We start from the raw sequence: 22,908 nt of genomic DNA on the forward strand, positions 1-22,908 counted from the left end.
TCACCAGCCGGATGCAGCGGCGACCACCGCGTGCACCGTGGGCGCTCCCCAGGCGAGTTCGCGCAGGAGACTCAGCGGCCCCTCTTCGGGGTCGAGGAGCTCGATGCCACGAGCCGCGTAGGAACGCATCAGTTCGGGCGTCACCATGCCGCTGTTGGTCTCCGACGCGGCCCATGGACCCCAGTGGACGGTCAGGCCACGGCGGTCCTCGGTCGACCAGCGCCGCCCCAGCTCCTCCAAGGCGTCGTTGGCGGCCGCGTAGTCGGCCTGTCCGCGGTTGCCCAGCGCTCCGGCGATGCTGCCGAACAGCACGGCGAAGCGCGGGGATTCGGGCAGCGCGCCGAGCGCGTCGAGCAGTACGCGGGCACCGTCGGCCTTCGTGGAGAAGACACGGCGGAAGGACTCGGGCGACTTCTCGGCGATCAGCTTGTCCTCGATGACACCTGCCGCGTAGACGACTCCGTCGAGCCTGCCGTGCTCCGCGTGTATCTCCTTCACGGCGGCCCGTACCGCTTCCTCGTCCAGCGCGTCGACGGAGCGGTAGCGCGCTTGGCTGCCCGACTCCCGTAGCGCGGTGAGGGTTTCGCGCACTTCGCGTTCGGCGAGGACGGCGGAAACGGCACGCTCGATCTCTGCGGGTGACTTCATGCCGGACGCGATGAAGGCCGTGCGCAGCTCGTCGCGTCCCGACGCCGCGGCAGTGACCGGGTCCTCGGACTGCGGGGGCACGGGGGTGCGGCCCAGCAGTTCGATCCGGCAGCGGCTCGCGGCGGCGACCGTGCGGGCGAAGCGTGCGGTGATGCCGCGGGCTCCGCCGACCAGCAGCAGGACCGAGTCGCGGTCGAGTCCGGCGGCGGCCGCCTCGGACACGCCGTCGCCGGCCGGGCCGGCGCCCGTCGCGGCGACGGCACCCAGGTCCTTGGGCGCGAGCTTCAGGGCCCGCCTGCGTCCGCCCTCGGCGAGGACGACAGGTTCGCGCTCCGTGGCGCCGAGTTCGGCCACGAGAACGCGGGCGACCGTCTCCGGGGCGTCGTCCGCGCCGACCTCGACGAGTGTCGCGGCGACGTCCTCGTATTCGCGGGCGACGCTGCGGAAGAAGCCCCGCAGGCCGGACGCTGCGCCCTCGGCGCGGCGTTCCGCCCCGATAAGGCGTGCGGGCCCGGAGGCCAGGACGCCCTGGAAGAGCGGGAAGGTCTCCGGGAGCGTGACCTCCGGCGACTGAAGGAAGTGCAGATGGAAGACGATCTCTCCGAGCTCCTCGGGGAGCCGCTGCCCGTCGGGCACGGTGTGCGGCAGCGCGCCCACCTCCCGCAGCCTCTCCGCCACGAGGGTGCCCAGCGCGCCGCCGCCGAGGACGGTCACGGTGGTTCCCGCGGCGAGGGTGGGGGCGGGCGGCGTGGGCAGCTCGACCTCGGTGAACTCCAGCCGCTGCGGCGCCACGACGACGGCGCCGCCCGCGGCGGGCTCTTCGGAGGCACCGCTCTCCGCCTGTGCGGGCGCGGTTCCGGGCGTCGCGGCTTGCGGAGCCTCGGTCCCGGCGGCAGGGGCCAGCCTGGCGACGAGGAGCTCGGTGATCCCGGCCGCGGTACGGGCCGTACTCAGCTCCTCCACATCGGCGTCCTGCCCCACAGGCAGACCCAACCGCACCGCCAACTCACCAGCGATCTCAGCCCTCTTGATCGAATCCACACTCAGATCCGCCTCCAGATCCAAGCCCGGCTCGATCATCTCCACCGGATAACCCGTACGCTCCGCCACCACCGACAACACCGACTCCAGCACCGCCTCCGCCGACAGCGCAGCGGCCGGCCCAGAGGGGGCGGCAGCAGCGGCCGCGGGAACGGACGCGGGGGCCGCGGAGCCGATCCTGGCGACGAGGAGCTCGGTGATCCCGGCCGCGGTACGGGCCGTACTCAGCTCCTCCACATCGGCGTCCTGCCCCACAGGCAGACCCAACCGCACCGCCAACTCACCAGCGATCTCAGCCCTCTTGATCGAATCCACACTCAGATCCGCCTCCAGATCCAAGCCCGGCTCGATCATCTCCACCGGATAACCCGTACGCTCCGCCACCACCGACAACACCGACTCCAGCACCGCCTCCGCCGACAGCACAGCGGGAACGGCACCGGCCGGAACCGGCACGGCAGCGGCCGCGGGAACGGACTCGGCAGGGGCGGCGGGCGTGCTCGCGGCCGCCACGGGGGCAGCCGCGGCAGGCAGCGCGACGGATGGGGCGGGCAGCGCCGATGGACCGGCGGGAGCGGGGGGAAGGTCGGTGGCTCCCAGGTAGCGCAGCAGCACATCTCTCTGCGCTGTGACCATCTCCCTGCTGGAGCGCAGGAATTCGGCGATGAGAGCGTCCGGACCGGACAGCGTGGGGCTGTCCTGCGTGGGGGGTTCCGGCACGATCAGCTCCGTGACTGGACGTGGGGGACGAAGGGCGTTGGGCGGAATGGTGCCGTCGGCGAGGCGGATGAGCTGACCGTCCACGGTCCAGCCGGCGGGCTTGCCGGGGGTGGCGCTCTCCGGGTCGACGGCGTCCCGCCCCTGGTAGAGCTTTCCGGTGCGCACGTCTGTGCCGGCGACGGCAAGTTGTGCGACACCGGCGAGAAAACCGTACAGTCCCCCGCGCCTGGCGTCCTCAAATGTGACCGTACTGTGCGGACGATCCCCCAGGATCGCCGAAACGAGCCTGGTCAGGACCTTGCCAGGTCCGACCTCTGTGAAGACGCGGGCGCCCGCGGCATACATGGACTCGATCTGTTCGGCGAACCGGACCGGGGATCCGATCTGTTGGGCGAGCCCTGCGCGCACCGCATGGGGGACGGCGTCGTAGGGCTCGGCCGTGCTGTTGGACCAGACGGGAAGTCCGGGCGCGTGTATGTACATCGACTGCAGCGTCCGCGCGAACGCCTCACCGGCGCCTGCCACGAGCGGGCTGTGGAAGGCGCACGCCACCTGCAGCGTCTTGGCGGACAGGCCGGCGTCCTTGAGGTGGCCGACGGCCTTCGTGACGGCCGGAGTCGGTCCGGAGATCACGGTCTGCCTCGGCGAGTTCCGGTTGGCGGTGACGACCTCGCCGTCCAGGCCCGCCAGGGCCAGCACCTCATCGACCTTCTCGGGCAGCGCGGTGACGGCGGCCATGGCGCCTGCGTCGCCCTCGTCCGGGATCTGGTCGAGTATCGCCTCGGCGCGTGCGGCGCTCGCCGTGAGCACGTCCTGGGGAGACAGTGCCCCCGCGACGCCCAGCGCGACGAGTTCGCCGTAGCTGTGACCGGCCGCCATGTCCGGGCGGATGCCGAGGGAGGCGAGCAGGTCGGCCGCGGCGAGTTCGACGATGCCCAGGGTGGGCTGCGCGACGGCGGTGTCGGTGATGCGGGCGAGCTGCGCGTCGGCAGTCGCTTTGTCGAAGGCGGTCGGGGGGTAGAGCGCGTCCGCCCAGCGGCTGCCCATGTGCAGGTAGCGCTGGAGTTCGGGAAAGGCGACGAAGAGGTCGGCGAGCATCCCGGGGCGCTGACTGCCCTGTCCGGGGAAGAGGAACGCGACGGCGCCTTCCCCGGGCTCCGTCCCGGTGGGGGTCCCCCCTGGGGGCACCTCCCGGCGCAGCCAGGGGGATGAGCGAGGGGGAGGATTCCCGGCCCTTCCCGCCCCGCTGGTGCTGCCCCCGGCGGCGAAGATGCCCGCCGCGGGGTCGTGCGCACCCTCGGCCGCACGTTGCAGCAGTCCTGGCAGTTCCGCGACGCTCTGGGCGAGGAGGGCGATGCGCACGGGCTCGCCCCGTACGGCGGCCGAGTCGCTGACGCGGGCGGCGCCGAGCGCGTAGTCCCGCAGCCGCCACGTGCCGCCGTTCCCGGCCTGTTCGACCTTCTCCAGGAGCCGGCGGACGGCACGCTGCGCCGAGGCGTCGTCCTTGCCGCGGAAGGTGAACAGCTCGACCGGCCACTCGTCGCTGGAGTGCACGGAGGGCGCCTGGTCGTAGGCACGCAGCACGGCGTGGAAGTTCGTGCCGCCGAAGCCGAATGCGCTTACACCCGCGACACGTTCAGAAGCCTCGGCGGCCCACGGCCTGGCCGCCGAGTGGAAGAAGAAGGGACTGCTGTCCTGGTTCCAGGCGGCGTTGGGCTCTTCGATGTGCAGCGTCGGGGGCTTCACACCGTGGTACAGGGCCAGCGTCGTCTTGATCAGCCCGGCGAGACCGGCGGCGCACTTGGTGTGCCCGATCTGCGACTTGACCGATCCGATGGCACAACTGCCGGGTGACGCTCCCGCCTCGGTGAACACCTCGGTGAGCGTGGTCAGTTCCGTACGGTCGCCCACCACGGTACCGGTGCCGTGCGCCTCGACCAGACCGATCTGCGCGGGTGTGACGCCCGCGTTGCGGTAGGCGCGGGTGAGCGCGGCGCGCTGGCCCTCGGGGCGCGGCGCGGTCAGGCCGAGTGCGCGGCCGTCGCTCGCGCTGCCGACGCCGTCGATCACCGCGTAGATGCGGTCGCCGTCGCGCTCGGCGTCGGCGAGGCGCTTGAGCACGACGCAGCCGACGCCCTCGCCGAGCGCGATGCCGTCGGCGCCGTCGTCGAACGTGGAGGAGCGCCCGGTCGGCGAGAGGGCGTGGACGGACGAGAAAAGCAGATAGTCGTTGATTCCGTTGTGCAGGTCCGCGCCGCCGCAGAGCACCATGTCGCTTGTGCCGGTGACCAGTTCCTTGCAGGCGACGTCCACGGCGGTCAGCGACGAGGCGCACGCCGCGTCCACGGTGTAGTTGGCCCCGCCGAGGTTGAGCCGGTTGGCGATCCGCCCGGCGATGACGTTGGCCAGGACACCGGGGAAGGAGTCCTCGGTCAGGTGCGGCAGCTGCTCGTCGAGGGCGGCGGGCAGATCACCGCCGAGGTACGCCGGAAGCACGGTGCGCAGGACGCTGGCGTTGGACAGGTCGCTGCCGGCCTCCGCCCCGAAGACGACGGATGTACGGGAGTGGTCGACGGGCCGTCCCTCGCAGCCGGCGTCGGCCAGGGCGCGCCGCGCGGCCTCCAGGGCCAGCAGCTGCACGGGCTCGATGCTGGCCAGCGAGGCGGGCGGGATGCCGAAGCTCAGCGGGTCGAAGGGTATTTCGGGAAGGAAACCTCCCCAGCGTGACGGAGTTCGCTCCCCGTCGCCGTCAGGCGCGTAGTACAGCTCCGGGTCCCAGCGCTCCTCGGGCACCTCCGTGACGCAGTCCTTGCCTGCCAGCACGTTGGCCCAGAAGGCGGTGAGGTCCTCTGCGCCGGGGAACATGCCCGCCATGCCGACGACCGCGATGCGCAGCGGTTCGGCCCGGTTCTCCTCCTCGGCCCCGGATCCGCCCGTCGCGAGGCCCAGTTCGTCCCGCAGCCGGTGTGCGCGTACGCGCAGCAGGGCGGCGGCCCGCTCGCCCACGGACTCGTGGAGGGCGGCGACCGTCGTGACGTTCCTGCGCAGCACGCAGACCTCACCGGCCATGAACATGCCCTCGTCGCCCTGGCGTTGCTCGTCCACTCCGCGCAGCTCGGGCCCGACGCGTTCGATGCCCTTGCTGGCGACACGCAGCCGGCCGACGTTGAACTTCTCCAGCTGCTCCCAGATCTCACGCTCGGGTACGCCGGCCTCGCGCAACTGGTCCTTGAGCGAGGCGAAGTGGGAGGTGAAGGCGCTGTGTGCGCATCGGGTGGCGTGTCCGGGCGCGGTCTCCAGCAGGTCGGTGCGCTCGGCGGCGACGACCTGCTGCTGGAAGCGGGGAAGGATGGCACCTGCGTCCACGGCTTCCTGGGTGAACAGGTAGGCGGTGCCCATCAGTACGCCGGTGGCGACCCCGGCGCGGGTCAGGGGTGCGGCGAGAGCGGCGACCATCGAGGCGGAACGTTCGTCGTGCACGCCGCCGGCGAAGAGGACCGTGATCTCACCGGCAGCGCCGGGTCTCTCCTTCGCCACGAACTCCAGCAGGATCTCGGCCTGCGCCTCCCAGAGCGGGAAGCTGTTGCGCGGGCCGACGTGCCCGCCGCACTCGGCGCCCTCGAAGATGAACTTGCGGGCGCCCGCGGCGAGGAACTGCCGCAGCAGCCCCGGCGAGGGCACGTGCAGGAAGGTGGATATGCCCTCCGCCTCCAGCGCGGCCGCCTGTGCGGGACGGCCGCCGGCGATGATCGCGTGGGTGGGCCGCACCTGGCGTACGGCCTCCAGCTGGGCCGCCCTGATCTCCTCGTCGGCGAATCCGAGGATGCCCACGCCCCAAGGGGCCTCGCCCAGCGCGGACTTGGTGGCCTCCAGCATCGTCCTGGTCTGGCCTGCACCGGCGAGCGCCAGCGCGAGGAAGGGCAGTGCGCCGTCCGCGGCGACGGCGGCGGCGAAGTCGGGCTGGTCACTGACGCGGGTCATCGGCCCCTGCGCGACGGGCAGCCGGGTGCCGAGGGCGGCGGCGCCGGGAGCTCCGGGGCCCAGTGCGGTGGCCGCCTGGTCGTCCTGGACGGCGGCCGCGACGGCTTCGCGTATCCCCCGTACGACATCGGTGACGGAGCTCCACCGGCGCGCGAAGGACGCCGCCAGGAAGGCGTCCTGGCCGACGGGGAGGAACTGTGAGCGCAGATCGTCGCCGCCGATGCGGGAGATGAACTCCCCGGCGTCCTCGGGCAGTTCGGGTGCGCCGGGACCGCGACGCCGCAGCACGCGCATGCCGTGGTGCAGCACCGTCTCGGAGCCGTCGAGCCCGGAGAGGGCCTCGGTGATCTCCAGCGGCAAGCCGGCCTCGTCCAGAAGGCCCAGCTGCGTGTCCAGTACGACACCGGCCGCTCCACCCGCGACGGCCGCGGCAGCGGTGTGGGGCCCGATGCCACCGCACGCCCACACGGGCATCCCGTCGGGCAGCCCGTCGCGGCCTCCGCCGCCGAGGGCCGCGAGCACCTGCTGCAGCAGCACGAAGGTGCTCAACTCCCCGGCGCGGCCGCCCGCTTCGGTGCCGCGGACGATGAGGCCGTGCGCTCCGGACGCCGCGGCACGGCGCGCTTCGTCCAGCCCCGTGACCTCGACGAGGACGCGCCGTCCGCCGAACTCCCCCGGAGAGCGCGCGGGGTCGGCGATCAGCACGGTCTCCGCGGCGTCGGGAAGGTCGCCGTCCGTCACCGGGCACCCGGGGCGGATACGGACACCGAACGGGCGTGCCGCCCAGCGGTTCGTGCGGTCGAGATGCTCGGCCGCCTCGCGCAGCGCGCCGTCACCGGCGGGCAGTTCCAGCACACCGAGTGCACCCGCGGCGCAGGCGCCGGCGGTGAGCCGCGGTGACGGCCTGTGCAGGGGGTTGATCGCGATGACCGGGTTGGATCGCGAGGACACGTGGGACGCGTCCGTATCCAGCATCCTCATGGGCTCTCCCGACTGCACGATCGCTTCGGTCAGCTGACCATGCGTAGTAGACGGGACGGTTACTGTGCGGTCAACCGATGGTTGTCCGGCTGCACGTCACTCTCCGTCAACCGTCGGAGAGCCGCCCACGACCGGGCAATTCGCCCTCCGTGGCACACCGAGCAGGGCCTTGACACGCACGTCATGAAGACAAAACGCAGGGGTCATTACGTTTGTCATGGCCATGTAACCGTCCGCTTACGTGCCACACGGGGACTGTGTGGCAGATCACAGCATTGAAGCGGGGATTTCCGGATCAACCGGCGGCCGCGACGGGCCACCTGTGCGGCAGGGGGTCGGCCTGCCGGTGGCCCGGGGCGGGTTGCGCCGGGCGGATTCCGGTTGTCCCGCGATTGTGCCCCAGGTCCCCGCACCCGCGGCCGCCATTGAGCAAACGCGCAAATACGCGACCGGGAGGGGACTCCGGGACTGGACCACCCGTCACCCGTCGAAGGGCGCGGGTAGAGAGGCCACGTCAGTGGCGGTCCGGTGGACGGACGACTCCGCGTGCGCGGCGCCGGCGGCCGGTGCGGGCACGAGGGCCCGTCCTGGCATCGGCATACGTCTGCTCGATCTCACCCTCGGGGCAAGGTGGTTGGCGATCACGGCGGTCTCCTTGGCGACTGTCCCGGTGGGGGCGGAATGTCTACGCGCGGAGAAAGTACGTCGGGATACTCGTGAGTCACAAGAGACGGACACACAATGGCAATTACCTGCCACGAAATCATGTGTGCCGACACCCGTGCGGTGCGATTTCAGCTCCCTGCCGCGGCATGAAGGTGCGCTTTCGGCCGTCGTGACCTCATCCGGCCACACTCGTCGGTCGACCGGGTCGCAACCACCCTCTGTTTCCCGCCTGTTCGTACCCAGGACTCGACAGGACGGCGATCCGGCGCTAGGCGCGGAGCACCCAAGTCCGGTTCACAGGCTTGTCTAAACCGATTTAAACGGGCAGGGTGCGAGATCCTCCGAGCCGGACGGCGCCGACCGAGGTGCCGACCAGGACACGGACCGGAACGTCGAAGAAGACAGGGAAGAGGAGCCGAACATGAGCGTGCCCCGCAGAAGACTCCTCGCCCTGGGAGCCGCCGTACCGGCCTCGTCCCTCCTCGGTGCAGCGCCCGCACGCGCCGCTTCCGTCGGCACCCGTCGCGGCCGTTCCGGCCTGACAAACCTCGCCCACCTGCGCTTCCTCGGTGACACGGTCGAGCCGGAACCGCTCCCGGGGCACGACACGTACCGCCTGCGCGAGGAGCCCGCGCTCGGCACGCTGTGGACCTACGCGGATCGGCAGGAGGACGGCTCCTACAAGCGCATCGGCGGCGGAAAGCTCGATCCGGAGACCGGGCACTACGAGCAAGGCGCCTTCAACGCCGACGACATGGCCCGTGCCGCCGTCGTGCACCTGCGGCACTGGACGCACACCGGCTCCGATCGCAGCCGGCGCTCGGCGCGTCAACTTCTGCGCGGCATCTGCTATCTCCAGACCACCGACGGTCCGCACGCCGGCAACGTCGTCCTGTGGCAGCAGGCCGACGGCACCCTCACCCGCAGCGCCTACCCGCCCGAGAAGCCCGACCCCTCGGACTCCGGGCCTTCCTACTGGCTGGCCCGTTTCGTCTGGGCGCTCGGTGAGGGCTTCGAGGCATTCCGCCGCCCCGACCCCGGCTTCGCCGCGTTCCTCCGCGACCGTCTCGAACTCGCCCTGACCGCCCTGGAACGCGACGTGCTCAGCCTGTACGGGACATGGGAGACCGCCGACGGCCGACGTGTGCCGGGCTGGCTCATCACCCATGGCGCGGACGCCTCCTCGGAGGCGGTGCTCGGACTCGCCGCGTATGTGCGGGCGGGCGGCGGCACCCGCGCCCGACGGGCCACGGACCAACTGGCGGAGGGCATCGCAGCGTTGGCCTCGGGCGGTCCCGGGCAGTGGCCCTACGGGGCGGTGCTGCCCAGCGCCGCGGCCATCTCGCAGTGGCATGCCTGGGCCGCGCAGATGCCGACGGCGCTCGCTGCCGCCTCGGCCGTGCTCTCGCGGCCCGGCCTGCTCCGTACTGCGCTCGCCGACACGGCAGGCTTCACCCCCGAATTGCTGACGGCCGGCGGATGCGACAACGGCTGGCTGCCCGCGCCGGTCGACCGCACCCAGATCGCGTACGGCGTCGACTCGCGCCTGCGCGCGCTGCTCGCCGTGGCGGACAACGGCGGCGCACCGGGCCTTTATCCGCTGGCGGCGCTCACCGCCGCCTGGTACTTCGGGGCCAACGCGGCAGGGGAAGCCGTCTACGACCCTGCCACCGGCGTCACCTTCGACGGCGTGGCACCCGACGGCAAGATCAATCGCAACTCCGGCGCCGAGTCCACCATTCACGGCCTGCTCTCGATGCTCGCGCTGGACTCCCTGACCGAGGGCGGCGGTGCACGCGCCGCCGCTTCCCCGCTGGGCCTCGGCGGCACCGGGGAACGTGACGGACTGCGCGTGCTGGAGGCGGAGAAGGGCGAACTGACGGGAGCCGCCGAGCCGGTGCGCCCCGACTCGGCCTGGACCGGGGAGTCGCAGTACAGCGGCGACGCGTACGTCGCCCTGCGCGAGGGCGGAGGCGTCTCGTGGACTCTGCCGGACGACGCGGAAGGACCGCTGCTCGCCTCGCCGGTCGTGAACCTGGTCTCCGACCGGGACGCGGGTGCGACGCTCTGGAACACCCGAGGCACCGACACGACCCGCGTCGACCACGGCACGGCAGGCGCACAGGGCATCACCGCGGCGCCCGGTGCGCTGACTCCGGTGTCGTTGCCGGGCACGTTCTCACCAGGCGGACGGCTGCGGGCGCGAGCCGACGGGGTGGGAGAGCATCCGCTGCGGGTCGACGCCGTGATGGTGCGTCCGACGGTGGCCCGACGGGTGCTCCATGGGCCGGAGCGAAGCATCGCCCTGCTCCACAACGGCGACGGGCAGCCGCACACCACCGGAGTGAGCATGCCGGGGCAGGGCCCGGTCACGATCGAGCTCTACAACGTGCGGGCGCGGCTTCGCGGGCGCCGGACCGCCACCGGCCCGGACGTTCAGGTGACCGTGCCCGCATCCGGGTTCGCCGTCGTACGGCGGGGCGCCGCGCGGCAGAAGTGATGGGGAGGACCGGCCGGTACTACGTCCCGTCCTCCCGGTGCGCCTGCCGCCGTCCCCGTAGTGCCTTCGCCACCAGGCACACCGCGGAGACGGCGAACAGCGCCGCGGTGACCAGCAGCCAGCGCCCCATGAAGACGCCCGGTTCGAGGCCCGTGTACGAGGCGTAGTGGCCGACCCGGTCAAGGATGAGCGGATACCAGACGAGAAGCAGCAGCAGCGAGACGGCCGCGGGCACGCGTACGTAGTTGATCTGCTCCCGCCACGCCGCCGCGTCGCGCCCATGGCCCTTGCGTGGCCGCGCCGCGACGGCACGCAGCGCACGGTCCGCCGCCGAGTAGAGGGGCACGAGGACGAGGTCGTGCACGACCGCCGCGCCCACGAACCACAGGACGACGCCGGGCGTGTCCCCCTCCAGCAGCCGGACCCCGGCGTACCCGGCCAGTGCGAACGAGCCGAGCACCAGGATCAGATGAAGCGGCGATGTCCCGTACCGCGCGCGGAGGGCAGCCATCGCCCTCGGCCGCTCCCCGCCGCCCTCCTTGGGGCCCCTCTCTCTCCGGTCCTCCCTCCGGTCGCCCGTCACGACCGCGCTCCGAAGGTCAGGCGCGTGACCCACTTCGTGTTGTTCACGCCGGGGTTGGCCGGGACGATCACCCGCGCGGGATAGCCGTGGTCCGGGGACAGATCCGCTCCGTTGACGCGGAGAGCCAGCAGCGACCGCGGGTCGCGGACCTGGTTGTCGCGCAGTCCCGCCGAGCGGAACGAGCCGCTGCGCTGCGCCGATTCGACGAAGACGTCCGGCGGGTCCTGGCGGATTCCGACCAGCGCCGCCAGCGTCGTCAGCCGTACGCCGCTCCACTCCTGGTCCTCGGTGGACCACCCCTCGACGCAGGCAATGGGGAGCGCGGCGCTGTGCTGGGGCAGGTCCAGCAGCTGCTGCCGGGTGAGGACCTTCTCCTGTCCGCCGGAGCGCACCGTCAGCCGCCAGTCGTCACCGATGTCGGCGGCGCGGATGCCGCGCGCCTCGGCGGTCTTGTTGATCTGAAAGCCGTTGGGTCCGGTGCCCGGGTCGGTGTGGCGCGGCGCCAGGACCGCCGTCTCCCGCAGCGACCCGCCGATGCTCTGACCCGCCGTCACCACGAACAGCGCGAGTGAGCCCGCACCCACCATGCCCAGGGCGCCGCGCCGGGACATCGTCGCCGGTGCCGGATCGGGGGTGACCAGGCCGGTCTCGTCGGGCGGTTCGGGCTCGGTGCGGCTGGCCGGGGTGCGCAGCTCCGCGCGCAGATCGCGGCTGCGCAGGGCACGGATCATGAGGGGGATGCGGAAGGCGATGTGGACGACGAAGGCTCCGATGAAGACCCAGGCTCCATAGAAGTGGAGGGTGTAGAAGGAGCCGGGGAAGATGTAATCCAGCTGCACGTTCAGCAGCCCCGTGGCGAACTCGAAGAGCGCTCCGCCGACGAGCAGCAGCAGCGACACCCGCTCCAGCGCGTGGCTGAGCGAGCGGACCGGTGGCCAGGTGAACAGCTTCGGCACGACCGACCACAGCTTCGCCAGCAGGACCGGCACGAGGACGATCCCGAGCGTGACGTGCACTCCCTGGTTGAGGCGGTACAGCCACGGCGGGTCCGTCGGCCAGGGGAAGAGGTAGAAGCCGAGCCAGCCCTTGTCCGGCGTCTTGTCGTTGGGCGGTCCCAGGCCCGGGTTGTAGGCGGCGTACGAGAGCAGTCCCGTCACGAACAGCACGATGATGCCGACGAGTAGGACCAGCCCGAAGACCGAAGTCAGCCACGGTCCGCGGATCGGGCTGCGCCAGAAGCCCGGCCGCGTCGGTCCCGGCGGCGGGCTCGAGTGCGAGCCGCCCTTCCCGCCCTTCCGGGCGCCGCCCCGGATACGGGCGAACCGTCCGCGTCCGCCCGGCCGTTCGGAGGCGCGGCGTGAGCCGTGGCCGGGTCCGGGCCTGCGCCCTTCCTCCGCGTCGGTGTCAGCCGTGTGCTGCTCGGCCTGCATCTTCGTCCTCCGTGCGCTGCGACGACGACCGGACGGCCCGTCACATCGACGGTAAGGCGCGCGGCAGGCCGGATCACGGAAGGCGACCGCCACGTCACCGGACCGTTCGATCTTCCGGCCCCGCCCACACGGCACGGAGCCACGCAGCACGAAGCAGACACAGCACGAAGCCGGCCTGCGCACCCGTCGGGGTGCGCAGGCCGGCGCTCACCTCACGCAGGGAGTGCGTCCCTGCCGCGTGGCGAGGTGGATCAGAAGACGTTCACGCCGTAGGCGCTCAGCGCCTCGGTGACCGGCTGGAAGAACGTCGTACCACCGGAGGAGCAGTTGCCGCTGCCGCCGGAGGTCAGGCCGAGGGCCGTGCTGCCGGCGAAGAGCGAGCCGCCGCTGTCGCCGGGCTCGGCGCAGACGTTGGTCTGGATGAGACCGTTGACGATGCCGTCAGGGCCGTAGTCCACGGAGACGTTCAGGGCCTGGACGGTGCCGCCGTGCAAGCCGGTCGTGCTGCCGCTGCGCTGCACGGACTGGCCCACGGACGGGTTACCGGCACTGGTGATGTCCTGGTAGCCGCCGTTGTAGAGGTAGACACGGCCGTCAGCCGCACTCGGGTTCGAGTGGCGGATGATGCCGTAGTCGTTGCCGGGGAAGCTGCTGCCGGCCGTCGTTCCGATCGACCAGGAGCTGCCGATGTTGGTGCAGTGACCGGCAGTCAGGGCGTACTTGGTGCCCGCGCTGTCCTGCACGTTGAAGCCGAGCGAGCAGCGGGCGCCGCCCGTGGTGATGGCCTCGCCACCGGCTATGAACTTGGAGAACTTGCCCGCCGTCCGCTTGATCTCGAAGGCACCGGAGTTCACGCCGGCTTCCTTCTTGATCTTGGCCAGGTCGGCCTTGGAGACGGTCTTGTCCACCGTCACGACGACCTTGCCGGCCTTCGCGTCGGTGTACCAGGCGGCGCCGCCGACGTGCGCGGAGCGCAGTGCCTGGCTCGCGTCGCTCAGCGCGGCGGAACTGAACTTCGTGGGAGCAGGTTCGGCTGCCGAGGCGCCGCTCGCCGGGAGGGCGAGTGCGGCGGCGACCGCGAAGCCGGAGGTGACCGCGATCAGCCGCGCGCGTCTCGCAAAGGTGCGATGGGGGGTGGTGCGCGTGATCCTCACTGATTCCTCCAGTAAGAGAACGGGGGCCCTTGGGTGGGGGCCCATGGGGCGCAGCAGTCAGGGCACGCCGGTGGGGCCGCCGTGTCCCTGACAAGCGCTGAACGGAATATTTGCCCAGGCCACCGGTCCACGCAAGACGCTGTTTCAAAGTTCAAAAAGTGAAAGATACGAGCGGGGACGAAATGTCAGATTGATCCATGCGATAACAGCTGTAAGTGGACATAGGCTGAGTAGATGCCCCTGCCACACGGTTCTGGGAGAGCCCGCGCCGCGGCACGTCCGGCGCGCGGCACTCGCTCCTGAGGCACGCGGATCACCGCTCTGTGGCGGCCAGTTGGGCGTGCGGGCTCCGGGACGGCACACCTGGCGACGGGTCTTGCGAGCGCCACCGGCACCGCTCCCCCGGGAGCGGCCGGGACGCGGCGCACCCGGGCGGTACGCGCAGCACGGGAGGCCGTTGATCATGCTCTGTGCTCCCGCCGGATTTCAGAACCCGACGGTCGGACGCGGACGCCTGCGGTCAGCGCCTCTCGATACGGGCCTGCTCCACGAGGTCGGAATAAGACTCGGCGTCATCGAGATCGGATCCGTGCAGAAGCAGCGCCGACCAGGGGACGGGGCAGGGCGGAGCGTGGTCCGGGTCGGGGCAGAGGAGCCGGGTGATGCGCTCCTTGATTTCCTCCGCCTGTTTCTCGGTCGCGTAGATGCCCAGCCGCACTTCCCAGACACTCGGCTCGTCCGGCAAAACCCACCGTCCTCGTCGGAAAGAATTCCTTCGGAATGAATAAGAAAACGGAACCGGACAGAAAAGAAAAAGGGAGGCGAGCTCTCACTCGCCTCCCTTTGCACGCTACCAGACGCGCTTTGCGTCGCAGTGCCGCTTGTAGTGGCCCTGAGGCACGGGGACGTTGGCCTTCGCGGCCTTGATCGCGTTCTCCTTGGAGTTGCCGGAACCGTCGGCCCGGTCGTAGCCGACGACGTTGTTGTCACTGATACGGACGATCTGGCACTGCACGGTGGCGTGCCACGTCCGCAGAATTCCGGCGCTGTGCGCGGCGACCTCGTGCGAGCTGCCGGCGGCCGAGGCCGACGGCGCCACCAGGCCGCCCAGTGCGAGGGCCATGACTCCGGGCACGAGCACGCGGCGGAGCGTCTTCATGAAATTCCTCCCTGACGGTGGTGAAGCCGGACCATGCGTGTCCGGCGGTGCCAGATGACCTTCGCACCGGCGCACCCCGGAGTGAGGCCTTTGTCAGGGCATCGGCAGTCCTGCGTCAGGTCTCCGTCAGTCGGCTGCCGACTTGCGGCATCAGCCATGACATGCCTGCCACGGCAGGGTCCCGGCGGCACCCAGCGGGGTGGCTCGTCACCGCGTCCGTGAACCGAAGCCCCCCGCCCCGCTACGTACAGGGAGCAGACACACAGCGGCCCGCAGGAGATCACATGGCGCACGAAACGGCTGTCCCCCTCAGGGCGGGGCAGCGGGACAATCCTTCACTGGCGACCGTCACCGGCACCGAACTCGCCCGCAACAAGCGGGGGTTCATCTTCTGGTACCACTTGCTTGCCCCCGTGATCATCACCGTTCCCCTCTTCCTCGGCGCTCTCGGCTCCTCCGAGGCGAAGGCCGGCCAGACCTTCGAGGTGTTCCGCAACGTCACCCTGGAGTTCTGGGGCGTCCTGGTGCCCATGACGGCGGGGCTCGCGGCGGCGCTCGCCGTCCGCGCGGACCAGGACCCTTGGCGGCTGCTGCTCTCCTACGGCGTGCCGCGCGGGCGCTACTTCGTCGGCAAGGTCGCCGCGCTGGGCGTCCTGGGGTTCGTCTCCTCCACCGTCCTCCTGGTGATGCTCTCGCTCGGCTCGGTGATCAGCGGACGCTTCCCCGAAGGCATGGGGACGGTGGTCGCGGCGGTCTACCTGCCGTGGCTGGTCGGCCTGTCCATGACGGCGCTGGCCGTCCTCGTGGCGGTCATGTGGGGCATGGGCCCCAGCATCGGGGTCGGGGTCGCGGGCCTGCTGTGCGGGGCTCTCGTCTCGGACAAGGTCTTCTGGTTCGCCGTCCCCTTCGCCTGGCCGATGCGGGTGGTTCTGCCGCTCGCCGGCATCGGGCCCAACGGGGTGCCACTGCCGAAGGACAGTCCCGTCACCGAGATGTCCGCGATCCCCCTCGCCCTGGGCCTCGCCGCGGTGCTCACCGTGGTCCTGCTCTTCCTCGGCCGCCTGCACATGATCCGTAAGGAGATCTGACCATGTCCGTGGGAACACCCGGCACACAGACGACGGACGCACTGGTGATCCGTCAGCTGCACAAGCACTACGGGACGCACCGTGCGCTGGACGGTGCGGATCTCACCGTGAAGACCGGCGAGGTCTACGGCCTCCTCGGGCCGAACGGCGCCGGAAAGACGACGCTGATGAAGGCACTCCTGGGGCTGCAGCGGCCGACGTCCGGCAGCATCGAGATCTTCGGCAGACCCGTCGGCCGGGACACGCTTGCCGAGGTCGGCGCCCTCATCGAAGTGCCAGGCCTGTGGCCGACCTTGACGGCGGACGAGACGCTGAAGGTGCACGCCAAACTGCGTGGAGTACCTCAGGACTGGATCGAGGGCGCGCTGCGTCTGGTCAAGATGACGGACGCGCGCAGTCGCCGGGTCGGGGCGTACTCGCTCGGCATGCGCTGGCGTCTGGGCATCGCCATCGCTCTGCTCGCCAGGCCCCGGCTGATCATCCTGGACGAACCGACCAACGGCCTCGACCCGGTCGGCATCCGCGAAATGCGCGGCATCATCAGGTCGTTGGCAGGCGAAGGCGTGGCAGTGCTCATCGCGAGTCACCAACTGGGCGAGGTGGCACAGGTATGCGACCGGGTGCAGGTGCTGACAGCCGGTCGCACCCAGTACGAGGGGTCGCTGGAGGGCCTTGCCGTCGACGGCGATGTGGAGGCGGGGTTCTTCCGCCTGTTGGAGACGGCCGATGCCGGCATCCGCTGAGCGGCCGAACCGCCGCCGGTGGCTCCGTGACGAGCGGTCACGAGGGCACCGGCGGCGAGCCAGGATCTTCGGAGGACGAGAGAGGCGTCGGACTGAGGTCGAACCGTCCGCTCGGACCTCAGGAGGCCCGTCTGCGGTCGCGCTGCGAGGGCACCTGCGCCGCGGCGCGCGGTTGATTCAGAGTCAGTACCGAAGCCAGCGGAATCAGCTCGGCACGGCTGCTCACGCCTACGTCGTCGTACAGCTTGCGGATGCGGCGGTACATCGTGCGCTCCGAGCAGTAGTAGCGCCGCGCGATCTCGCACACCGTCATGGACGAACACAGCATCCGCATCAGCCCGGTGTCGATCCCCGGAACGGTCCGAAGTGCGTGCGCCGGGTCGTGATCCGACGGGCGAGCTGAATCGTGTTCACCGGACGTAGGACCTGCTGGGTACGGAGAGTGGGGCGGGAGCCCGTGCTCGGGCTGCAGGGCACGGCGGCCCGCGGCGGCTGAATGTTCCAGCCCGCGTTCCTTCCACGCGCTGCCCGGTCTGGCCGCACTCTCCTCGAAGTGCCCTGAAGGGGCCTGCCGGTGCTCTTCCTCGGCGGGTACGGCCTCGCGTGCCACCGAGAAGGGCTGGATTCGTGAATCCGCCGACTCGGGAGAGGCGGCGGTGCAATGCGAACGGAGCTGTGCGTACAGCATGTCGACCTGATTCGCGCCGGCAATGGCCATGTTGAAGACGAAGTCCGCGCCCGAACGGATGGCGTAGTAGGTACGGAATCCCGAGACATCATTGGTGACGGCCACGAGCAGGGCCAGAGGATGCCGAACCCTGACGACGCGTAGTCCCTCGGCCTGGAATTCGCTGGTGACCGGAATCAGTACCGGCAGGTCGAGCGCTCCACCGGGTGCGGTCAGATCCTCGTCATCGACGAAACCGACCCGGTCGAGGCCGGAACGGATTCTGCCGAGCGGTGCCTGAGGCGATTCGAAGTGAGCCTTGAGGCCCGAGTGGACCAGGACATGGAGTTCGCTGGAGTTCGAAACGTGCTGCTGTTCTTGCTGATGCATCGTGTTTCCCCCGTTGTTCATCCCCGTGATCGTCCGGTCGTGGTCGACGATCACGGATCACACCCCTGCCGGCACTGAGTGATCCGGTACCGGTCACCGTGCGAGCCGACAGAGCTTCATGGTTCTGCTGAGCAGCGAGCCGAGGCTCACTTTGTCTCCGTCGTCCCCGGATGCCCTGACCTGCCCGATATCACGGTAACCGGCCTGCCGCGCACGGTCGTTGAGCGCGTACGTGGTGCCGTCCGGAACCGTGAACACGGCCTGGTCACCCTCACGGCACTCCGCCGTGCCGTGGTCGGTCTTCAGCGGCCAGGTGTAGCCCAGGTTCTTCTCACTCATCTCCTGCTTCGTCGTGGTCGGGCTGGGCAGCGGCTTGGGGTCCTTGGTGTCGGGGTCCGTCCTGCCTCCGCCGCCGCAGGCCGACGCCCCGAGCAGTACGAGCCCGGCGACAGTCGACGCCATGGCCACCACCCGGGTACGGCCGCGGGGCCGGCGGGAAACGCTGGAAGGAGTGGTCGTAGGTGGCGTGATGACCGGCGAAGTGGCGGTCGGCGTCGAGGTGTTGATGGTGGTGGCGTCGGTGGTCTCGATGTGCGCGGAGCTGTGGTTCTGCGAAGTCACGTGCAATTGCCTCACTGCTGGACCGGACTGATGGATCGGGCTGCGCCGTGGGCGCCGAGCAGCGCGGCATAGCCGTCTTCGAGCGACGGCTCGACCGGACGGGCGCCGGACGGCGGATCGTTGGTGATGACCCGGTACTGGGCTCCTTGCGCCGTGGTCACCGCGCTCACGACCTCCGCTCCCGACGGGGGCCCTCCTGCGGGACCCTCGGCCTCGCACACGTACGCGCACCCGGCGGCCTGGTTGACCAGCGCCGTGGTGGCGTCGTGGAAGACCAGCCGGCCGCCGGAGAGCACCGCCACCGCGGGGCAGGTCTGCGCGACGTCGTCGAGGATGTGGGTGGAGAGCAGAACGGTGCGTCCCCTTCCGAGCCCGGCGAGCAGCGTCCGGAACCGCATGCGTTCGTGCGGGTCCAGTCCGGTGGTCGGTTCGTCGACGACCAGCAGGGACGGGTCGCCCATCAGGGCCTGCGCGATGCCGACCCGACGCTTCATGCCGCCGGAGAACCCCGACAGGCGCTCGCCGGCCCGTTCCTCCAGGCCCACCTCGGCGATCCGCTTCTCCGCCTGGCGTCGCCGGTCCCGCGTATCGTGGATGCCTTTGAGCACCCCGATGTAGTCGAGGAACTCACGGGCGGTCAGATCGGGGTAGAGGGAGAGTTCCTGCGGCAGATAGCCCAGCATCCTCTTGACGGCGGTGAGCCCGGCGCTGGTCGACAGGTCGTGCCCGCCCACGGTCACGCGACCGGAGGTCGGCCGCAGCACACCGGTGAGGATGCGCAACAGGGTTGTTTTTCCGGCCCCGTTGGCTCCCAGAAGGCCCACCGTGCCGTTCTCGATATGCAGATCCACGGCGTCCAGCGCGCGGCGGCCGCCGGAGTAGACCTTCGTCAACTGCTCAGTGCTGATGTTCATGTTGCTCCGTCTCGACGGCGGACGAGGAGGTGACCCAGGGCGTAACAAACGGCGGCCATGGCGAGCACGAGGAGAACGTTCATCAGCGCGGCCGCGTCGCTGACGTCGGGACGCAGCGCACCGCCGCCCTCGCGCGCCGCCCACACCTGAGGTGCGTGGGCCCATGCCACGAGCGCATAGCCGCCGAGTGGTGACAGGACCGTGCCGGTCACTGTGGGCAAGGGAGAGAATTCCGGCGGGAAGTGACAGGCCCACAGCCACACCACGACGGTGACGGCGCGCGCGGCGGCGACCGGCATCAGCACGCCCAGCAGCCCTGCGAAGGCGGTGACGAGCAGTGTCGCCGGGAGGACGACCGCCACGAGGGAGACGACCGCGGACACCAGAGGTGCCGCGGAACCCGAGGTGCCGGCGAGCACCGCGCCCGCCAGCAGGAAGAGAACGGCGACCGGCGCGAGGGCGGTCACCAGCGGACCTGCCAGCGTCCCGGCCGTGCGCGACAGTGCCCGGGCGGGAGTGGCAGCCAGCAACTCCGGCATTCCGCGCGCTTCCAGGCCCCGGCGCAATCGGTCAGCGAGGGCGAGACCCACGCCGAGGGTGCAGAGGGTGTTGACAAGCACCGCACCCGCGCCTGCTCTCGCGGCAGGGTCGCTGTGTCCGGTGACCACGGGCGACGTGGCTGCCAGCAGCAGACTCAGCAGCGCCAGTGGCAGAACCGCTCCCCAGACGACCTTGCGACGGGCCGCCATCAGGGCCTCGTACCGCAGTGTCCACAGCAGCGACGTCATCCTGCCTCCCCGTTCTTCGAGTGCCGCCCGGCGGCGTCTCCGGACGGGTCACCGCCCCCTGGTCGTCTCTCTCTGATGGTCGCTTCGCTGCCTGCACGCCCCGCATCGCCGAGAGAGCGCAGGGCCAGCAGGAGGAGCACGGAGCCGGCCAGCAGTGCGGGCACGCCCTGCCCCGCCCCCTCGGGCACCACGCGGTCGACGATCAGCAGTTTGGCCAGGACGGCTGCCACCACGAGACCGGTGGCGGGCGCGGCCGACCCGGACCGCACCGTCGCCCAGATGGCACCGCCGGCCAGCAGCACCGTCAGTCCGGCCAGTTCCAGGAGAGCTGCCCCCACGTCCAGTGAGTGCCTTGCCGCCCGTGCCAGCGTGACCAGGGTGAGGGCCGAGACGACGGTGACGGCCGCAGGCCAGGCGAGACGGCGGGCGACCGTCCGCGGATAGGGCGTGGGCAGCGACAGATGGAGTTCCAGCAGCCGCTCGCGGGCGACCACCGCCGCACAGGCCAGCGCCGTGGCCGCCGGAAGGGCGCTGGTCAGCAGCGAACGCCCCAGCAGCGTCCCGCCGCCGGGTCCGGTGAGCATCGCGAGACATGACAGCAGCGCTGCCAGCACCGGCAGGACGACGGCCTGCTTCCCGCAGCGGCGCACCTCGTGCGGCAACCACGTCGCGATTGTCATCTCTCAGCTCCTCCCGTCGATCCCCTGCCTCCGAAGGCCCGGGGCACCACCGCCCCCGGCCGGCAACGGGGGAAACCGGCCGGTGAGCAGTGGTGCACTCAGTACGTAGCCCGGCGAAGACGGATGGTTCACGCATGGCTGCCTATTCTTCGCGTCACTGCCGCGCTGTCCTCCACCCGTGCCGTTCGTGTGCGGGCTACGACACCGACTCCGCGGTCACGCGGCTCCTCATGGCGCCGGCGGCCCATCCGAGCAGGGCGAGCGCGAGCAGCAGGGTCCAAGGCGTCGTCGACAGCAGTGCGTTCAGCAGCGCGTCGGCCGGCGTGGAGAAGAGCCCCCGCGGGCCTCCCACCACTCCCAGCAGCCACAGCGCCCCACCGGCCGCGGCCCCGGCGGCGGGCGCGAACCGGACGGCGAGGGCGAGGGCCAGCGAGGCCGCCAGCAGCGACTCACCGAGCCAGCTCGTCACCACGGGCCACCAACCGGGCCCGTCCACGAGGGCGGAGCAGATCATCGCCATCGCGACGTCCGCGAAGAGCACCACCGTGAGCCTGGCGAGGAACACGGCGGCGGGCGGCACCGGAAGCGTGAACAGCAACTCCCGGCGGGGGTCCCTGCGGGGTGAGGCCACCATGAGGGCACCGAGGATCACCAGCAGCACCACGACCGCTCCGAACAGCCGCACTCCGAAGCCGTCCTGCACTCGTGCCGAAGCGATCAGAGCCGCGCCGACGAACCCGGCGGCGCTCAGCGGAGCCCACACCCGCGGCATCAGCGCTGCCTGGCGCAGCGTCAACTGCCAGGCGGTGCGCCATGACATGTCCCGCCTGTCCGGCTTGGCCGCCGGGACGGTGGCGGCGGCCTGGCGGCGGGACGGAACCGCCGCCCCGGCCAGTGCGGGGCCGAGCAGGGCGTCGAAGGACGGCGGTGTGACGGCTCGCTCGTCCGCTTCCGCACGCACTGCCGAGCCGATGTTCTGCCACACTGCCATCCGCGTGCGACAGTCCACGCACCCTGCCAGGTGCTCCGGTCCGCTCCCGCCGTCCCTGTCGGACCGGGCGAGCGTGGCCAGGACGTCGTCGGTGATGTGTTCGGTCATGATCGTCCCGATCCTTCCAGCCGCGTGGCGGCGAGCATGCTGCCCAGTCGCCTGCGCGCGTGGGACATCCGGCTCTTGACGGTGCCCACCGGGATGGCGAGCACGGTGGCGACTTCCGTGTATGCCAGCTCGTCCACCAGCACCAGGGCGAGCACTTCCCGCAGATGCCCGGGAAGAGCCTGCACGGCTGCGAGTAACTCGCTGTGTTCGGCCTCCCTCACGATCTGCTCCTCGATGCCCGGCGCCGGGTCGGGCACGTCGTGCGCCTCGGAGAGATCCGCCAACTGCGGGCGCGACTTGCGGAGTTGGTTGTGCGCCTGCCTCCGGGCGACGCCCATGAGCCAGCCGCGCGCGGAGGACTCGCCGCGGAATCCCTTCGCGGAGCGCCAGACGGCCAGCCACGTCTCCTGGAGGATCTCCTCGGCCACCCCCTGGTCCGAGGTGAGCCTGCGGATGAGGCGGAGCGTGGCAGAGGCATGCCGCTCATAGAGGGCACGCAAGGCGGTCTGGTCGCCGTCGGCGACGGCGGTAAGCAGGGCTTCGTCCGAACACACATCACGTACGTATCAGGAAAGCCCGGTCCGGTTCACGTGTCGCCGGGAGGAATCACCGATTCAGGCCGGAAAGCATCGGTGAGGCATCGTCCTCCCCCATATCTGCCACTCAACTGCCACTCCTGCCACGTCGGTTGGAATCCGTTGATCGCCGCTGAACGGCGTGATTCGGTAATTCCCGGATCGCGACCCACGAACTTTCATTCGTTCCAAAACGGGAGGAGTAGTCAGCATGGGAAACATCGCCCCTGCTCAGACGCACAACGAGGCGAACCTCTTCGATCTCGACCTGGAGGTCGGCGTGGAGAAGTCCGTCGCAGGCCCGGCCATCACGAGCATCTCGTACTGCACCCCGGGCTGCACCAGCGAGGGCGGCGGCTCCGGCTGCAGCCACTGCTGCTGACCTGATTCACCGTGGGGCCGGGCGGGCCCGCCCGGCCCCACGGGTTCTACCGCGCAGGCGGGCGCACAGACCGGCGCACAAGAAGGGGGAACGTGGGG

Annotated in this window: 17 protein-coding genes; 4 read left to right on the top strand and 13 right to left on the bottom strand. The window is 70.8% G+C overall.

The features are described from left to right. Entirely contained in the window at positions 1 to 7,371 is a 7,371-nt protein-coding gene (locus tag I004_RS0124660) for a type I polyketide synthase (RefSeq protein ID WP_028437689.1), read from the bottom strand. 1,087 nt (positions 7,372 to 8,458) lie between these two features. On the opposite strand from I004_RS0124660, the gene I004_RS0124665 reads away from it, so the two are divergent. Then, the gene (locus I004_RS0124665; RefSeq protein WP_028437690.1) at positions 8,459 to 10,537 is read left to right on the top strand and encodes a hypothetical protein; all 2,079 of its coding nucleotides are present in this window, start codon (positions 8,459 to 8,461) and stop codon (positions 10,535 to 10,537) included. Positions 10,538 to 10,556: 19 nt separating this feature from the next. Here the strand turns inward: I004_RS0124665 and I004_RS0124670 are convergent, their stop codons facing one another. The 5 genes from I004_RS0124670 to I004_RS0124690 form a co-directional block, all read right to left on the bottom strand. After that, the gene (locus tag I004_RS0124670; protein WP_028437691.1) at positions 10,557 to 11,048 is read right to left on the bottom strand and encodes a hypothetical protein; all 492 of its coding nucleotides are present in this window, start codon (positions 11,046 to 11,048) and stop codon (positions 10,557 to 10,559) included. Between the two features lie 68 nt (positions 11,049 to 11,116). Continuing rightward, positions 11,117 to 12,550 carry a molybdopterin-dependent oxidoreductase gene (locus I004_RS0124675; RefSeq protein WP_028437692.1) on the bottom strand — a complete coding sequence of 478 codons (1,434 nt, stop codon included), beginning with the start codon at positions 12,548 to 12,550 and terminating at the stop codon, positions 11,117 to 11,119. Between the two features lie 251 nt (positions 12,551 to 12,801). Next, entirely contained in the window at positions 12,802 to 13,704 is a 903-nt protein-coding gene (locus I004_RS0124680; protein ID WP_028437693.1) for an alpha-lytic protease prodomain-containing protein, read from the bottom strand. A gap of 520 nt (positions 13,705 to 14,224) precedes the next feature. Continuing rightward, a complete protein-coding gene (locus tag I004_RS0124685) occupies positions 14,225 to 14,449 on the bottom strand; it encodes a hypothetical protein (RefSeq protein ID WP_028437694.1) in 225 nt (74 codons plus the stop codon). A 105-nt stretch (positions 14,450 to 14,554) separates the two neighbouring features. Further along, positions 14,555 to 14,863, bottom strand: coding sequence for a hypothetical protein (locus tag I004_RS0124690; RefSeq protein ID WP_028437695.1), 309 nt, complete (start codon positions 14,861 to 14,863; stop codon positions 14,555 to 14,557). A 284-nt stretch (positions 14,864 to 15,147) separates the two neighbouring features. On the opposite strand from I004_RS0124690, the gene I004_RS0124695 reads away from it, so the two are divergent. Beyond that, positions 15,148 to 15,951, top strand: a complete 804-nt coding sequence (locus I004_RS0124695) for an ABC transporter permease (protein WP_028437696.1) — start codon at positions 15,148 to 15,150, stop codon at positions 15,949 to 15,951. Between the two features lie 2 nt (positions 15,952 to 15,953). Continuing rightward, positions 15,954 to 16,694 carry an ATP-binding cassette domain-containing protein gene (locus tag I004_RS0124700; RefSeq protein WP_051345391.1) on the top strand — a complete coding sequence of 247 codons (741 nt, stop codon included), beginning with the start codon at positions 15,954 to 15,956 and terminating at the stop codon, positions 16,692 to 16,694. A 118-nt stretch (positions 16,695 to 16,812) separates the two neighbouring features. Here I004_RS0124700 and I004_RS40500 read toward each other — a convergent pair whose 3' ends face one another. From I004_RS40500 to I004_RS0124735, 7 genes are all read right to left on the bottom strand, one after another. Continuing rightward, positions 16,813 to 17,751 (bottom strand): hypothetical protein, encoded by a 939-nt coding sequence (locus tag I004_RS40500; protein ID WP_486580220.1) that lies wholly within the window; start codon positions 17,749 to 17,751, stop codon positions 16,813 to 16,815. Between the two features lie 93 nt (positions 17,752 to 17,844). After that, positions 17,845 to 18,372, bottom strand: coding sequence for a DUF2511 domain-containing protein (locus tag I004_RS0124710; RefSeq protein ID WP_486580222.1), 528 nt, complete (start codon positions 18,370 to 18,372; stop codon positions 17,845 to 17,847). An 11-nt stretch (positions 18,373 to 18,383) separates the two neighbouring features. Next, entirely contained in the window at positions 18,384 to 19,286 is a 903-nt protein-coding gene (locus I004_RS0124715) for an ATP-binding cassette domain-containing protein (RefSeq protein ID WP_028437700.1), read from the bottom strand. After that, positions 19,283 to 20,074 (bottom strand): hypothetical protein, encoded by a 792-nt coding sequence (locus I004_RS0124720; protein WP_028437701.1) that lies wholly within the window; start codon positions 20,072 to 20,074, stop codon positions 19,283 to 19,285. The genes I004_RS0124715 and I004_RS0124720 overlap by 4 nt, the downstream gene beginning before the upstream one ends. Continuing rightward, entirely contained in the window at positions 20,071 to 20,754 is a 684-nt protein-coding gene (locus I004_RS35855; protein WP_199779458.1) for a hypothetical protein, read from the bottom strand. Before I004_RS35855 ends, I004_RS0124720 begins: the two co-directional genes overlap by 4 nt. A gap of 196 nt (positions 20,755 to 20,950) precedes the next feature. Further along, positions 20,951 to 21,853, bottom strand: a complete 903-nt coding sequence (locus I004_RS0124730; protein ID WP_028437702.1) for a hypothetical protein — start codon at positions 21,851 to 21,853, stop codon at positions 20,951 to 20,953. Beyond that, complete coding sequence (locus I004_RS0124735; protein WP_028437703.1) at positions 21,850 to 22,407, bottom strand: sigma-70 family RNA polymerase sigma factor; 558 nt, start codon at positions 22,405 to 22,407, stop codon at positions 21,850 to 21,852. The genes I004_RS0124730 and I004_RS0124735 overlap by 4 nt, the downstream gene beginning before the upstream one ends. 232 nt (positions 22,408 to 22,639) lie before the next feature. On the opposite strand from I004_RS0124735, the gene I004_RS38485 reads away from it, so the two are divergent. After that, on the top strand, positions 22,640 to 22,810 hold the full coding sequence (locus I004_RS38485) for a gallidermin/nisin family lantibiotic (protein WP_078511769.1): 171 nt from the start codon (positions 22,640 to 22,642) through the stop codon (positions 22,808 to 22,810). Positions 22,811 to 22,908 lie beyond the last annotated feature (98 nt).

The organism is Streptomyces sp. TAA486 (genome assembly GCF_000426165.1).

Excerpts from the sequence above, each read along its gene's own strand:
- I004_RS0124670 (WP_028437691.1), bottom strand. The coding sequence starts at position 11,048 with ATGGCTGCCCTCCGCGCGCGGTACGGGACATCGCCGCTTCATCTGATC.
- I004_RS0124690 (WP_028437695.1), bottom strand. The coding sequence starts at position 14,863 with ATGAAGACGCTCCGCCGCGTGCTCGTGCCCGGAGTCATGGCCCTCGCA.
- I004_RS0124700 (WP_051345391.1), top strand. The coding sequence starts at position 15,954 with ATGTCCGTGGGAACACCCGGCACACAGACGACGGACGCACTGGTGATC.
- I004_RS0124675 (WP_028437692.1), bottom strand. The coding sequence starts at position 12,550 with ATGCAGGCCGAGCAGCACACGGCTGACACCGACGCGGAGGAAGGGCGC.
- I004_RS0124715 (WP_028437700.1), bottom strand. The coding sequence starts at position 19,286 with ATGAACATCAGCACTGAGCAGTTGACGAAGGTCTACTCCGGCGGCCGC.
- I004_RS38485 (WP_078511769.1), top strand. The coding sequence starts at position 22,640 with ATGGGAAACATCGCCCCTGCTCAGACGCACAACGAGGCGAACCTCTTC.
- I004_RS0124730 (WP_028437702.1), bottom strand. The coding sequence starts at position 21,853 with ATGACCGAACACATCACCGACGACGTCCTGGCCACGCTCGCCCGGTCC.
- I004_RS35855 (WP_199779458.1), bottom strand. The coding sequence starts at position 20,754 with ATGACAATCGCGACGTGGTTGCCGCACGAGGTGCGCCGCTGCGGGAAG.
- I004_RS0124665 (WP_028437690.1), top strand. The coding sequence starts at position 8,459 with ATGAGCGTGCCCCGCAGAAGACTCCTCGCCCTGGGAGCCGCCGTACCG.
- I004_RS40500 (WP_486580220.1), bottom strand. The coding sequence starts at position 17,751 with ATGCATCAGCAAGAACAGCAGCACGTTTCGAACTCCAGCGAACTCCAT.
- I004_RS0124695 (WP_028437696.1), top strand. The coding sequence starts at position 15,148 with ATGGCGCACGAAACGGCTGTCCCCCTCAGGGCGGGGCAGCGGGACAAT.
- I004_RS0124720 (WP_028437701.1), bottom strand. The coding sequence starts at position 20,074 with ATGACGTCGCTGCTGTGGACACTGCGGTACGAGGCCCTGATGGCGGCC.
- I004_RS0124660 (WP_028437689.1), bottom strand. The coding sequence starts at position 7,371 with ATGAGGATGCTGGATACGGACGCGTCCCACGTGTCCTCGCGATCCAAC.